Here is a 14,423-nt window from a genome sequence, read left to right on the forward strand (position 1 = left end):
ATTCATGTTGAAATATAGTATAAAACAAGGTGATTATTTAATGAAACTGTTTAGAGCCGCTATAATAAAAAGCATTAAAAGCGTAAATTATTTATTTTCTGGGGTTCCGCAAAAATAGGTTTTGGACTGGACCAAGAGAAAATGCACATTTATGTATACACAGAGGGATAAAAGCCCGGGAGGATATCGGATTTTGGATATCTTTCCGGGCTTTTTTATGTTAGAAACTATTAATTTTTAACATAAAAGTAATTTCGCCGTGGAAACAATATTACTGCTTTAAAAAGCAGATAAAGCATCGTTTATAAGGTTATTTGGCGGATTTGGTTGTTAGGTATTGCGATGGAGACGATTCTTATGAGTACTGCTTATGCAGTCTGGACTGGAATGGGTACGGTAGGGAGTGCACTACCTGGAATGCTGTTTCCAGGAGTCAAAAGATTGGGCAACTATTGTTCATAAGTATGATATTGGGTGCGGCAGTTGGTTTAAAGTTGATCTCTTAGGATGTTTAATACGCTTTATTAACGGATATACACTACTAAGTCGTAACGTTAAAAAGGAGCGCTGATCGTTATGGATTTAAATAAAAAACTGAAGCAATTGGCAACGATTCGTAGAGAAAGTCCAAATAAAGTTTTTACAATGTATTTAAACACGGACCCCTCTGACCCTGAACAACAAGGGGGAGAATGGAAGATACAATTTAAAAACGGCATGCGTAACTTTGAACAGTATTTAAAAGAAGCAGATAATAAAGAAGAATTGAATTGTTTTCAACAAGTAAAACAAAAGGTAGAAAAATATATTCGGATGAATGAACAACAATTTCGCCGGGGTATTATTCTTATTACAACAGCAGATAAAGAAGTTTGGTTTGCTGTAAGGATACAAATGCGTTTGAAAACAGTCTTTTTTTGGCAAGAAACACCAGTATTAGATCAATTAAAAAAATTGAAGAAACAGTACCCAAAATCAGGAATCATTCTTGTTCAACAAAATAAAGTGAAATTAATGGAAGCTTATTTAAATGAGGTTGAAGCGGTAAAAACATATGAATTTGACTTGGAAATTGATGATTGGCGTGAAAAAACGGCAGTAGAACCTGGTAATCCAACAATCCAAAAAGATGACTTATACGCTCGTTTTGAAGCAAATAAGCAACGATGGTATAAAAAAATTGCTCCTAAAATGGATAAGCTGGCCAAGGATAAACAATGGGAAAAAGTATTTATTGTTGGAGAACCAGGCCAGGCACAAGCATTTCAAGATCAGATGAATAAATCACCAGATAAAGTAATTAATAAAAACATGCTCGATCATCAGAAATCTAACATATTAAAAGAGATATTTGGTTAAAAAAGAGTCTGTGCAGACTCTTTTCTACACTTTAAGTACTCTTACTTGAAATTGTAAACATCTTTACGTATAAGTGGTGGTTAGGCAATCGCGTGTGCAGATTAACGATGGAGTGATAAGATAAAAAATACTGGTAATAAGGAAATGAGGAGGGAGATAGTGATATAGAATATAGCTTGCTTTAGCTGTTTATGTAATAATAGCTGTAATGTTTCATTACCAAATGTGGAAAAAGTGGTATAAGCACCGCAAAAACCCACTCCTAACAGCAACCACCAATTTTGAGAAAGCATGACATTAAGCTGTAAATGAACTAAAACTGCTAGAAGATGGAGCCGGTAATATTCACTCCCCATGTTCCAATTAATCGTTTTTGCGCTAGTAAAGATAACTCATAGCGCATAATACTTCCAAAGAATCCACCAACAGCTATTAATAAAAAACTCATCTTTCTGCCTTCTCTCTATTAGCCATTGCCATTTTATAGCCCAATAAGCAAAATAGAAGCCCTCCAACTACGCTAATAATAACATAGAGTACTGCTAATACTTTGGTTGAATTCCATAGCGCTACGGTCTCTACACTAAAAGTAGAAAAAGTAGTAAAAGATCCAATTAATCCTACCGTTAAAGCGGTAAATATAGAAGTAGGGAGAAGCTTCTTTATATGATTTTGATGTACTAAAAAACTAAGCAAAAAGCAACCAAATAAATTTGTACATAACGTCGCAATGGGAAAGCCTTCTTCTGTTAATAAAACAGATATGCCATACCTTCCCATTGTACCGACCGCCCCACCTAGTCCAATTATTGCGGTTAATTTGATGTTAAAGTTACTTTGCATCCGGGGCACCTTCCATAAATTTCAAATTTATGTCCTTCAATGGAGTAATCAGCTAATACTTCTTTAACTTCATCGATCGGACAAATTTCAATTTCCTTTGTTTTCCCACAATCCTTACATATAAAGTGATGATGGTGATCTTGAGAACAATTCATACGGAAATGTTTTTCCCCATTTAACTCGGTTGTTTCCAAAATTTCTAATTGATGAAATAAGTGGAGGTTTCGATATATCGTATCAAAACTGATCCCGGGATATTTTTTTTCCAAATGGGTACAAAGATCTTTAGCAGTACGGTATCCATCCACTTGCTCAAAAAAGGAGAGGATATCTTTTCGTTTACTTGTTATTTTATATCCTTTTTTTTGTAAAAGTTCGATCGCTTCATTTTTGTTCATTCAGCTTCCCTCACTTTTTAGTTAGAGCGCATGTTCAAAAAGAGAAGAAATAGTACAAGTTCGTTATGATCAAAGGCTTCCTTAAAAAACGCGATGTATTGCTACCGAAGCATGTCCTGTCGATTCAAACCAATCGGACATTTAGATGACGTTTTCTTAGCACGTTGATTTTTTAATTGCAAAACCATTAAAAGGAAAGAATTACGCCACCTTACATGTCGGAGTTTAACTACTTCTTCCACTGACAAGTCAAGCTGTACTACTTCCTATTTTACGCCTTCTTCGCTTTATAAACATAACGAGTAACAAAATAAGTATAGATGTCATAACAATGGTTCCACCTGATGGTATTCTTAAATAATACCCGGTGACTAATCCTATAATAACAGCAATTTCACCAAATACAATAGACAACATAACCATTTGTTTAAACCCTTTGGCTAGTCGCATACTGGCAGCAACAGGTAATGTCATTAGTGCGGATACAAGTAAGACGCCCACGATTCGGATGGAAACAGCGATCACAAGTGCTGTTAACACGATAAATAAAAGATGAATCGCTTTGGAATGCAGTCCAGATATCGTTGCATATTCCTCATCAAAGGAAAGCGCAAATAATTCTTTATAAAATAATAGAATAATGACAACGATAAAGAAAGAGATTATTGCAATCGAGTAAAAATCATTTCTGCTCACTGCGGATACAGACCCGAATAAATAATTAAATAAATCTGTGTTAAATCCATTTGCGATAGAAATAAAAATAACGCTAAGTCCAACCCCTCCGGAAAGGATAATGGGAATTGCTAACTCCTGATAGGCGTTATAAACACCTCTTAGCTTTTCAATTAATATCGAGCCAATCACGGAAAAGGCCATACCGCTATATAAAGGGCTAAGCATAATAGCGAATTTCTTTTCCATTAATAGTCCAAATGCTATTCCGGCTAATGTAACATGTGATAGCGCATCAGCTAATAATGATAGCCGTCTTACAACAATAAATGTTCCTAATAACGGAGCAATAATCCCAATTAATATCCCTGTAAAAAATGTATTACGTAAAAAATCATATTCTAAAAAGTCTGCTAGCATATCGTTTCCTCCAAATTAATGATCGTGTTTAACAATATTTACTTGATGTCCGTATAGTTGAGACAGGTCTTTTTCAGTTAACGATTTATATTCAGCCCGCTTGCCATGAAAATATAATGTTTTATTAAGGCATGCGATATGTGTAGCCTGTTCAGTTATTGTTCCGGTATCGTGGGTAACCATTAACATCGTAATCCCCTGCTTAAGGTTTAATTGATCAAGCAGATCATAAAATCGTTGAACGTTTTTATGATCCACTCCTACAGTCGGTTCATCTAAAATTAATAATTCAGGATCACTAACAAGAGATCTGGCGATAAAAATACGCTGTTGCTGTCCCCCTGATAAATTACCAATATTTTCATATACGTAAGCTTCCATATCTACCTGCTGAAGCGCTTGATGTATTTTTTCTTTATGCTTACGTGTGAAAAATTTTAAATAGCCAATTTTTGCAGTTAATCCCATTGAGACAACTTCGAATACAGTAGCAGGAAACCCCTTATTAAACGTGTTCGCTTTTTGTGAAACATAGCCGATTTTATTCCAAGCAGAAAATCTGTTCATTGGTTCACCAAAAAGCTTAATAGATCCCGTATCAGGCTTTTCTAAACCAAGGATTAGTTTAATAAGAGTTGTTTTACCCCCGCCGTTTGGACCGATTAGCCCCACAAATGAACCCTTAGGGATGGTAAAGTAAATATTCTCCAATACTTTTTTGTTTTCATAGGTGAAGCTAACATTTTCGATTGATACGATCTTTTCCTTCATCGTATAACTCCTTTAATTTATTTTTTAAGTAGTCATTTTGTTACTTTATCAAGAATAAGCAAATTTTGTTTCATTAATGAAAGATAATCTTCATTATTATGAATATCTTTTTCTGTTCTTGTAGATAAGTTATGAATCGTTACTGCTTTTGCGTCAATATGTTCTTGAATGATCTCGGAAATACGATTAGAACTGTTTTGTTCAAAAATCAAATAATCGAGCTTGTATTGTTTTGCTTGTTCAATAATATTGACTAAATCTTTTTGGGAAGGCTCATTGCTGGAAGATAAGCCGCTAATAGCGATTTGCACTAATCCATAACGTTCTTCCCAATACCCATACGCAGCGTGAGAAACAAGAATATGCTTGTTTTCCTTAGCATGTAACACTTGTTGAAAATCACGATCTAACTTTTTTAATTGTTTTTTGAGTTGTTTAAAGTTTTGGTTATATAACGCTTGATGCTCCGGATTTAATTTGACTAATTGATTTTTAATAATTTCCGACATCTCAATCATACGTAACGGATCTAACCAGATATGTGGGTCATAATCTCCGTGGTCATGATCATGATGAGAATGATCGTGTTCATCATGGCTATGTTCATCATCGTGAGAATGACTACTCTCGTCATGAGACTGTCTATTCTGATTCGTATTAGCAGCAGCAAATAATGATTCGTGTTTTCCAATTTCAATAAGGGTTACATTTTCTTTGGCTAAGGCATTCGCCATACTTTCGGCAAAGCCTTCTAAGCCTGCTCCCATATAAATAAATGCATCGCTTTTCGCAATATCGGTAACGACTTTTGAAGCAGGTTCATAAGTATGTGCATCAACACCTGGAGGGTAGATAGAATTTACTTTTACAGTTTCTCCGCCAATTTGTTCAACCGCAAATTGCAAGGGATAGATAGAAGTATATATAGTTAAATCAGAATTATTCTTTGGCTGTGAGGTACTTTTCGTGCAACCCATTAAAAAAAAATTTAATATGCCAAACAAAATTATTAATATGAATAACTTTTTCACAACGTGTCCTCCCACAGATAAAATCTGTTATTATATTATCGTAATCATTCCGAAATGTAAATAGTAATGGTTACGATTTGTTTTTTTATGAAGAGCACCAAGGTGTTTAATATTCTTATCACATGTGTATCAAATGATTTATCTATGTTTAGAGCTAGTAAATATCTAAATGGTGTTTTATAAGTGATTTACATTGAGACAAAGGAACAAAAAGTACAAGCACATGTTTAATAATGTACTAACTGGAAAACTTCTGACGAGATAAAGTGAAACTTCATTCCGTGGAACGCTTTATACACGGAATGTTAGTTGAACGAATCGGGCATTTAGGTGCCGTTTTTCCTTATTATACTCCTCCCGTATTCCCCTAACCCCTTGAAGGAAAACTTACGGCACCTTATATGCGGGATAAAGTGAAACTTCATTAAGGAGTGCTTTTTTCCTTGAATGTTAGTACCGCAAGGGTATGACCTAAAGGCCCTTAAACGAATCGGGGATTTAGGACCCGTTTTTCTCATCATGTTCGCAACATCATTAGCACATTTTTGAAATGAGAAAAATACGGATCCTTACATCCAGGATAAAGTGGAAACTTTATTAAGGAGTGCTTTTTTCCTTGAAAAAGAAGAACACTTTTTCCGCGTGCGATGCTTATTCAAGAAGCTTTCCTTGTCCTTGAAAAATCGCGATGTATCGCTTTCGTAGTCTTTCCTTGTCCTTAGAAAATCGAAGTTTACTATAGTTGGGGCGCTTGAGCCAGACGACGAAGACTTTGTCAATATAGAAGCAGATATTATTTCATTCTTCACCAATTAAAAAGCTTTGTTGAAAGCCCCCCTTATGATGAAGAGATAGGGTAAGAAAACTAGCCGCTTGTTATGCTTTCCGTATAGAAGGTTAAAAATTTTTGTAATCCCTTTATTAAAAAACTTATGATTTATTGTTGCGAAATGTCAGTAAATACATTATAGTAATAATTAAGTGATAGGAGACTATCTTTTTATTTTTGAAACAAAATGAATGAGTATTCATTCAAAATGCGGATGGGAGGATAAACTATGAAGCAATCAATCAGGCGTGCTGCTGTTTTAGGCTCTGGAATCATGGGCTCTGGAATTGCTGCTCACTTGGCTAATATTGGTATTCCAACTTTAATGCTTGATATTGTACCAAAACAATTAACAAAGGAAGAAGAACAAAAGGGGTTAACGCTAAAAGATCCAATTGTACGTAATCGAATTGCTGCACAAAGCAAAAAAGCATTATTAAAGCAAAAACCTTCACCAATTACAACAAAAGAAAGTCTTGATTTAATTGAGATTGGTAATATGGAAGATGATATGGAAAAGCTTGCTGACGTAGATTGGATTATCGAAGTGGTCGTTGAAAACTTAGAGATAAAGAAAAACGTCTTAGCAAATATAGATAAATATCGAAAACAAGGAACTATTGTAAGTTCAAATACATCTGGTGTTTCTATTGAAGCAATGTCGATTGAATGTTCCGAGGATTTTCGTAAACATTTTCTCGGTACACATTTTTTTAACCCACCACGATATATGAAGCTGCTTGAAATTATACCGACAAAAGATACGGAACCTCAGGTCCTCGAGTTTATGAAACGCTTTGGCGAGAATGTCTTAGGAAAAGGTGTTGTCGTTGCAAAAGATACACCAAACTTTATTGCGAACCGAATTGGAACATATGGTTTGCTTGTAACCGTTCAAGAGATGCTTAAAGGAAAGTATAGTGTAGGGGAAGTAGATTCTGTAACTGGTCCATTGATAGGCAGACCAAAGAGTGCAACTTTTCGTACATTAGATGTAGTAGGTCTCGATACATTTATTAATGTGGCTCATAATGTTTTTGAACAAGTGGAAGGAAAAGAAAAAGAGTTATTTTCTGTTCCAGGCTTTATGTTGAAAATGCAGGAAAAAGGCTGGTTGGGTGCTAAAAGCGGCCAAGGTTTTTATCTGAAGAAAAAAGATAAAGCAGGGAGCATGATCTATGAATTAAACCCAGAAACGTTTGAATATGAAGACCGTAAAAAATTAAAAACAGCTGCTATAGAAATGGCGAAGCAGCAAAAAGGCTCACATCGTAAATTGAAAACGCTTCTATCACAAAAAGGTGATCGAGCTGGTGATTTTGTTTGGTCGATATTAAAGCCGGTGCTTATCTATTCGGCTGAATTAACGGGGGAAATTGCGGATGATATATTAGCGATTGATAATGCAATGAAATGGGGCTTCGGCTGGGAGCATGGACCATTTGAAACATGGGATGCAATTGGCCTGCGAGCATCTGTAGAAAGAATGCAGGCAGAGGGAGAGACAATTCCTGAATGGGTACTACAGTTTCTAGCTGATGGTAATGAATCATTTTATAAAAAAGATAATGGTAATGTGTACTACTATGATAAAGGAACGTATAAACAAAATGTCGTGAATAAAAAAGAAATTAATTTGCGTCTATTAAAAGATGTTCAAGGGGTCATTAAAAAGAATACCGGCGCTAGTTTAATAGATTTAGGAGATGGTGTTGCTTGTTTGGAGTTTCATTCCAAGAGTAATGCAATTGGGTTAGATATCATCCAAATGGTAAATTTTGCGATTGAAGAAGTAGATAAAAACTTTGAAGGGCTGGTTATTGGTAACCAAGGGAAGAACTTTTGTGTTGGAGCGAACTTAGCGATGATGCTGATGGAAGCTCAAGACGATAACTTTTTTGAGTTAGATATGGTCATTCGCCATTTCCAAAATATGACAATGGTAATTAAATATGCAAACAAGCCGGTAGTTGTAGCACCATTTAATATTACAGTTGGTGGGGGGGCAGAAGTAACGTTACCGGCTGCATCTATCCAAGCTTCAGTAGAGACGTATATGGGACTAGTGGAATTTGGAGTTGGCTTAATTCCCGGTGGTGGTGGAACGAAGGAATTGTATTTAAAACAGCTTAGACAATTGCCAAAGGGAATTAACTTTGATTTATCAAAAGTAGCTAATGATGTTTTTGAAAAAGTGGCTACTGCTAAAGTATCGACATCTGCCGCAGAAGCGCGTGAGTATGGTTTCTTAGATCAAGGGGATCGGATCAGTGTTAATCCTGACCATTTACTGCATGATGCAAAAGAAAATGTGTTATCACTTGCGAATTCAGGTTACCGTCCTCCAAAACCTGAAAAGATTCCAGTAGTTGGTGATGCTGGATATGCGGCAATGGTGCTGGGAGCAAAAAATCTATATCTAAGCGGATATGCATCTGAACATGATCTGAAAATTGCTGAAAAGCTGGCATATGTATTATCAGGTGGCAGAATCAAAGAGGGAACGGAAATTGATGAACAGGCAATGCTTGATTTAGAAAGAGAAGCGTTTCTAAGTCTAATCGGGGAGCCAAAAACACAACAACGGATGCAACACATGTTATTAAAAGGGAAACCACTACGTAATTAAAGGAAAAGGGGGAAACATGGTGAAGGAAGCAGTAATTGTTGCAGGAGCAAGAACCCCTGTAGGGAAAGCAAAGAAAGGGGCGCTTGCTACTTCTCGTCCGGATGATTTAGCAGCATTAACGATAAAGGAAACATTAAATCGTGCAGGTGGGTATGATGGAAATATTGATGATGTAATTATTGGATGTGCCATGCCTGAAGCAGAGCAAGGCATGAATATGGCAAGGAATATTGCGGGGTTAGCCGGTTTAAAGCATGATGTTCCGGGAATAACGATTAATCGTTATTGTTCTTCAGGTTTACAAAGCATTGCTTATGCTGCTGAGCGAATTATGATTGGAGCAAGTGATACGATCATTGCCGGCGGTACAGAATCAATGAGTCTAATCCCAATGGGCGGACATGTTATAAAACCAAACTCAACGTTAGTTCAAGATGCTCCGGGATATTATATGGGGATGGGACATACTGCAGAGGAAGTTGCTAATCGCTTTAAGATTTCTAGAGAAGATCAAGATGCGTTCGCTGTAAGGAGTCATGAACGAGCTGCAGAGGCGATCGAAGAAGGAAAATTTATCGACGAAATTGTTCCTGTAGAAGTAACTCATCGCCTTCTTAATGATAAAAACAAGCCGGAAGAAAAAATGATTACATTTTCCATGGATGAAGGAGTTCGTCCGGGAACCTCGATGGAAGTGCTGGGAAAGCTGAGACCAGCGTTTCATGTGAAAGGAACAGTAACCGCTGGAAATTCTTCACAAATGAGTGATGGAGCTGCTTCAGTATTAGTGATGGAGCGTGATAAAGCTGAAGCAGAGGGTTTAACACCAATAGTTAAATTTAGATCGTTTGCCGTCGCAGGAGTAGAGCCTGAGATTATGGGGGTAGGACCAATTGCCGCTGTTCCAGAGGCATTACAAATTGCTGGACTTGAGTTATCGGATATCGGTCTGTTTGAATTAAATGAAGCATTTGCTTCACAAGCTGTACGTGTTATTCAGGAGCTAGACTTAGATATTGATAAAGTGAACGTAAATGGTGGGGCAATTGCACTTGGTCATCCATTAGGCATGACAGGTACGAAACTGACACTTACCTTAATGCATGAAATGAAACGCAGACAAGTTCAATTTGGGGTTGTTACGATGTGTATAGGTGGCGGCATGGGAGCAGCAGGAGTATTTGAACTGATCTAAAATCAATAAATAAGTTAGAAAAGGGGTAGATGAAATGAGTGAAACAAAGGAAAAAGTATTTAAAGGCGGCGGATTTTTAGTCGAAGATTTAACGGCAGATGATGTTATTACACCAGAGGATTTTAATGATGAGCATAAAATGATTGCCAAGACAACGGAAGAATTTGTTGCAGGTGAAGTGTTGCCAAAGGTGGATAACTTAGAAAATCATGAGTTTGAGTATTCGGTAGAGTTATTGAAAAAAGCAGGAGAACTCGGATTATTAGGTGCTGACATACCTGAAAAATTCGGGGGATTGGCACTTGATAAAATCAGTTCTTCCTTGATCACCGAAAAATTTGCACGTGCGGGAGGTTTTTCTGTCACGCATGGTGCACATGTTGGTATTGGTACATTACCGATTGTATTCTTCGGGAATGATGAGCAAAAAAAGAAGTATTTGCCAAAGCTTGCTACAGGTGAATTGCTAGCTGCATATGCATTAACAGAGCCTGGTTCAGGATCGGATGCTTTAGGCGCAAAAGCTACAGCAAAGCTAAATGAAGCTGGAACACATTATATTTTAAATGGCGAAAAGCAATGGATTACGAACTCTGCATTTGCTGATGTGTTTATCGTTTACGCTAAAATTGATGGGGAACATTTCTCTGCATTCATTGTTGAAAGAGAATTTCTGGGTGTATCAACTGGACCTGAAGAAAAGAAGATGGGAATTAAAAGTTCCTCTACACGTACATTAATTTTAGAAGATGCTGAAGTTCCGGTTGAAAATTTACTGGGTGAAAAAGGACGCGGACACATCATTGCATTTAATATTTTAAATGTGGGTCGTTATAAGCTGGCAATTGGCGGTGTCGGCGGAGCTAAAATAGGTTTGGAAATAGCAACCAAATATGTGAATGAACGTAAACAGTTTAATCAGCCGATTTCCAGCTTTTCATTAACACAGGAAAAGCTAGCTACGATGGCTAGTGAAACGTATGCTAATGAGAGTGCTGTTTATCGTACTGTTGGTTTATTTGAGCAGCGGATGGGTGCACTTACAGAGGAACAATTAAATGATGGGAGAGAGGTTGCTAGAGCAATTGCTGAGTACCAAATTGAATGTTCCATGAACAAATATATGTGTACGGAGTTGCTTGACTATGTAGCAGATGAAGCTGTACAATTACATGGCGGCTATGGATTTATGCAAGAGTATGAAGTTGAGCGTATGTACCGAGATTCACGAATTAACCGTATCTTTGAGGGAACGAACGAAATAAACCGTTTGTTGGTTCCAGGTACATTATTGAAAAAAGCATTAAAAGGTGAGTTACCACTTTTACAAAAAGCTCAAAGCCTGCAAGAAGAGTTAATGATGCTTATGCCGGAAGAAGTAGGCACGGAAACATTAGAACAAGAAAAGTATTTATTAAAAAATGCGAAGAAAATCGTATTAATGGTCGCTGGCTTAGCGGCGCAAAAGTATATGCAACAGATTGAAAAGGAGCAAGAGATTCTAGTAAACTTGGCTGATATGGTTGCTGAAGTTTACAATATGGAGTCTGCCCTTCTCCGTACAGAAAAGGCAATTCAAAAAACAGGGGAAGAAAAGAATAAGCAAAAGCTCCTTTACACACAAGTTTATGTTCAAGAAGCATTTAACCGAATCGAAGCGGATGCAAAAGAAACATTAATCGCTGTAGAAGAAGGAGATACATTACGGATGGTGCTTTCTTCTTTACGCAAACTAACAAGACACACACCTATAAACGTTATAGCGAAAAAGCGCGAGATTGCTGCTGCAATTATTGAAGAAGAAAAATATGTACTATAAAAATAGAAAAAAAGCTGCTGCCTTCTAGAAGACAGCAGCTTTTTTACATGTGTAAAATTAAAACGAATTGGCGTCGGATCCATTTTTTAAGCTGTATGTATAAGCGAGGGCTAGTTCTATATGCTAAGGCAAAGTTTCTCTGTATGTACTTTTTAAAAGTGAATACAAGAAGTACCATGATTTCATTATTTGTCTTTTCATTCGTATTTTCGTTCATGATTTTGCTATAATAATAGTACATGTTCAAAAAGAAGATAAAAATGATCGAAACGTTTTAGCTGAGACTGTTTCGATAAGTAAAATGGCATTCGATATATGCATAGTATAGAAACAGAGACAAGGGAAAGCCGTTCTCTTTTTTACTATAGGAAAGTATAAAACTTTATGGTTTATAGTATAAGAAAAACTATAGCTTTCGCCATAAAGACTTGGCGATAAGCAAGTTTTTCTAATGCCTGACTTTTTGAGCATCCTTTTATAGTTAATGATGAAAGGGAGGCTTTAACAATGACGTTAACCTTTTATTGGTATCCAAATTGCGGAACATGTAAAAAAGCAAAAAAGTGGCTCGATGATAAAGAAATAAGCTATAAGCCAATACATATTGTGGAAAGTCCGCCAAGTAAAAATGAACTCCTTACACTCATCGAAAAAAGCGGGTTACCCGCAAAAAAATTTTTCAATACGAGTGGTAAAAAGTATCGAGAACTGAATATAAAAGATAAGATTAAAGACGCAACAGATGAAGAAATGGCAGAAATATTAGCTTCGGATGGCATGTTAATTAAACGGCCAATTGTAACGGATGGTTCAAAGGTAACCGTCGGATTTAAGGAAGACATGTTTGCAGAAAATTGGCTGTAGAATGAAAAAAGAAATACTGGATAAAAATTGACTAACCTTGTATAGTGAAAGTGGAGTAAACTTTTGGAGGGATAAACGTGAGCGTACCAAAGGAACTATTATATTCAAAAGAACATGAATGGGTAAAAAAAGAAGATGGAAAAGTAAGAATTGGAATTACAGATTTCGCTCAAGATGAACTTGGTGATATTGTATTTGTAGAGCTTCCTGAGCCTGGTGATGAATTGGAAATGAATGAACCATTTGGCAGTGTTGAATCTGTGAAAACGGTTTCCGAACTGTATGCACCAATTAGTGGAAAGGTTGTCGAAGTAAATGAAGAGCTAGAGGACAGCCCAGAACTAGTTAATGAGTCTCCGTATGAAAAAGCATGGATGGTAGTAGTAGAGCCGACAAGTGAACTGGATGACTTATTAACAGCTGAAGCATACGAAGAAATAATAAGTGAATAATAAAACAAAGAATAATAGCTGATGTGCAAAGGATTGCAATCAGCTTTATTTTTAATATAGAAATTTTACCAAAGGCAATCAATCACTAAATAGCTGTGTTTCACCGTATAATAAAAAGCGAATGAACAATGTAGACAGAGATACTAAAGGAATGTGCGCTAATAGGCAAATAGACCGTTTGGTTTCATAAATTATCACCTTCCAATGCAAAAAGTGAAAGCATATCGCTTGATTCCCAAGGAGTGCTATGTGATGATACCAGATGAATCAGAAAAAATTTTAATTGTCGAAGGATTAACAGATAAAAAGCAAGTAAATAAAGTTATAACAGAGGATTTAACGATTGTCTGTACAAATGGAACACTTGGTATAGAACGGTTCGATCAATTGTTAGAGGATTACCAGCTAGATGATAAGGATGTATATATTCTCGTTGATGAAGACCCTTCTGGAATAAAGCTGCGTAAACAGTTAGCTAGAGAATTGCCGCATGCAAAGCATCTGTATATTAGCAGTGAATACCGAGAAGTAGCAACAACCCCTGAGAATATTTTAGCTCAAGTACTAGTAAGTAAAAGCATTGCTGTTAATCCAATTTTCTTGATTTAACTCTTATTAAAAAGGTGATCGTTTGCAACAGGTAACGGAAGAACAATTAAAAAAAGATAATTATTTGCTTTATATATTCACTCCATTTTGCGGGACATGTCATGTTGCTAGAGGCATGCTCAAAAAAATTGAAGCAATGCAACAGCAGGAGCTTTTCATAGAAATGAATGCATCTTTTTACCCTGATTTTATGCAGAATTATCAAATTCAAAGCGTTCCATGTTTACTCATTAAAAAAGATGGAAAAATAATGGAGAAAATCTATGCATTTAAAAATATAGCAAATATTTATCACTATTTATTAATGTATGAACCGGAAATATTCACGCGTAAAAAATGAGAAATACGTTGACAGAGTTAACGAGAGCATGCTATTATATGATTTATTCAATTAAATAATGTTTAACTCTTATCTTGAGCGGTGGAGGGACTGGCCCAGTGAACCCGCGGCAACCTTCAAACTTCTTTGTTTGAAAGGTGCTAATTCCTGCAAAGCTTTAGCTTTGATAGATGAGGGGACATAAATGAC

At 36.4% G+C, this 14,423-nt stretch carries 16 protein-coding genes and 2 riboswitches; of the genes, 9 read left to right on the forward strand and 7 right to left on the reverse strand.

What is annotated here, in order from left to right; genetic code table 11:
* The first annotated feature begins 87 nt into the window (after positions 1-87).
* A riboswitch (guanidine-I (ykkC/yxkD leader) is annotated at positions 88-184 on the forward strand.
* Between the two features lie 173 nt (positions 185-357).
* Together KQI21_RS16160 and KQI21_RS10675 are read left to right on the forward strand one after the other, a co-directional pair.
* Positions 358-462, forward strand: coding sequence for an SMR family transporter (locus KQI21_RS16160; protein ID WP_253291390.1), 105 nt, complete (start codon positions 358-360; stop codon positions 460-462).
* A gap of 114 nt (positions 463-576) precedes the next feature.
* A complete protein-coding gene (locus KQI21_RS10675; protein ID WP_216484154.1) occupies positions 577-1,359 on the forward strand; it encodes a VLRF1 family aeRF1-type release factor in 783 nt (260 codons plus the stop codon).
* Positions 1,360-1,460: 101 nt separating this feature from the next.
* Here KQI21_RS10675 and KQI21_RS16165 read toward each other — a convergent pair whose 3' ends face one another.
* The 7 genes from KQI21_RS16165 to KQI21_RS10705 form a co-directional block, all read right to left on the reverse strand.
* Positions 1,461-1,715 (reverse strand): fluoride efflux transporter FluC, encoded by a 255-nt coding sequence (locus tag KQI21_RS16165; RefSeq protein ID WP_309245536.1) that lies wholly within the window; start codon positions 1,713-1,715, stop codon positions 1,461-1,463.
* A complete protein-coding gene (locus tag KQI21_RS16430; protein ID WP_301281745.1) occupies positions 1,682-1,807 on the reverse strand; it encodes a hypothetical protein in 126 nt (41 codons plus the stop codon). Before KQI21_RS16430 ends, KQI21_RS16165 begins: the two co-directional genes overlap by 34 nt.
* Positions 1,804-2,202: a fluoride efflux transporter FluC gene (locus KQI21_RS10685; RefSeq protein WP_216484155.1), complete on the reverse strand. Its 399-nt coding sequence runs from the start codon at positions 2,200-2,202 to the stop codon at positions 1,804-1,806. The genes KQI21_RS16430 and KQI21_RS10685 overlap by 4 nt, the downstream gene beginning before the upstream one ends.
* The gene (locus tag KQI21_RS10690; RefSeq protein ID WP_216484156.1) at positions 2,175-2,600 is read right to left on the reverse strand and encodes a Fur family transcriptional regulator; all 426 of its coding nucleotides are present in this window, start codon (positions 2,598-2,600) and stop codon (positions 2,175-2,177) included. The genes KQI21_RS10685 and KQI21_RS10690 overlap by 28 nt, the downstream gene beginning before the upstream one ends.
* A 249-nt stretch (positions 2,601-2,849) precedes the next feature.
* Entirely contained in the window at positions 2,850-3,695 is an 846-nt protein-coding gene (locus KQI21_RS10695; RefSeq protein ID WP_216484157.1) for a metal ABC transporter permease, read from the reverse strand.
* A 15-nt stretch (positions 3,696-3,710) separates the two neighbouring features.
* Entirely contained in the window at positions 3,711-4,466 is a 756-nt protein-coding gene (locus KQI21_RS10700; protein WP_216484158.1) for a metal ABC transporter ATP-binding protein, read from the reverse strand.
* 32 nt (positions 4,467-4,498) lie between these two features.
* Entirely contained in the window at positions 4,499-5,497 is a 999-nt protein-coding gene (locus tag KQI21_RS10705; RefSeq protein ID WP_309245537.1) for a metal ABC transporter solute-binding protein, Zn/Mn family, read from the reverse strand.
* A gap of 1,058 nt (positions 5,498-6,555) precedes the next feature.
* Between KQI21_RS10705 and KQI21_RS10710 the strand changes: the two genes are divergently transcribed.
* From KQI21_RS10710 to KQI21_RS10740, 7 genes are all read left to right on the forward strand, one after another.
* Entirely contained in the window at positions 6,556-8,955 is a 2,400-nt protein-coding gene (locus tag KQI21_RS10710) for a 3-hydroxyacyl-CoA dehydrogenase/enoyl-CoA hydratase family protein (RefSeq protein ID WP_216484159.1), read from the forward strand.
* Between the two features lie 19 nt (positions 8,956-8,974).
* Positions 8,975-10,150 carry an acetyl-CoA C-acetyltransferase gene (locus tag KQI21_RS10715; RefSeq protein WP_216484160.1) on the forward strand — a complete coding sequence of 392 codons (1,176 nt, stop codon included), beginning with the start codon at positions 8,975-8,977 and terminating at the stop codon, positions 10,148-10,150.
* A gap of 34 nt (positions 10,151-10,184) precedes the next feature.
* Positions 10,185-11,969: an acyl-CoA dehydrogenase FadE gene (locus tag KQI21_RS10720; protein WP_216484161.1), complete on the forward strand. Its 1,785-nt coding sequence runs from the start codon at positions 10,185-10,187 to the stop codon at positions 11,967-11,969.
* A 507-nt stretch (positions 11,970-12,476) separates the two neighbouring features.
* Complete coding sequence (locus KQI21_RS10725; protein ID WP_216484162.1) at positions 12,477-12,833, forward strand: arsenate reductase family protein; 357 nt, start codon at positions 12,477-12,479, stop codon at positions 12,831-12,833.
* Positions 12,834-12,910: 77 nt separating this feature from the next.
* Positions 12,911-13,285 (forward strand): glycine cleavage system protein GcvH, encoded by a 375-nt coding sequence (gene gcvH / locus KQI21_RS10730; RefSeq protein ID WP_216484163.1) that lies wholly within the window; start codon positions 12,911-12,913, stop codon positions 13,283-13,285.
* A 252-nt stretch (positions 13,286-13,537) separates the two neighbouring features.
* Positions 13,538-13,894 (forward strand): toprim domain-containing protein, encoded by a 357-nt coding sequence (locus tag KQI21_RS10735; protein ID WP_216484164.1) that lies wholly within the window; start codon positions 13,538-13,540, stop codon positions 13,892-13,894.
* Positions 13,895-13,916: 22 nt separating this feature from the next.
* Positions 13,917-14,234, forward strand: a complete 318-nt coding sequence (locus KQI21_RS10740) for a thioredoxin family protein (RefSeq protein ID WP_216484165.1) — start codon at positions 13,917-13,919, stop codon at positions 14,232-14,234.
* Positions 14,235-14,300: 66 nt separating this feature from the next.
* Positions 14,301-14,411: riboswitch (SAM riboswitch) on the forward strand.
* Positions 14,412-14,423: the final 12 nt, after the last annotated feature.

The sequence above is a fragment of the Virgibacillus proomii genome, assembly GCF_018916875.1.
Lineage (GTDB): Bacteria > Bacillota > Bacilli > Bacillales > Amphibacillaceae > Virgibacillus > Virgibacillus proomii_B.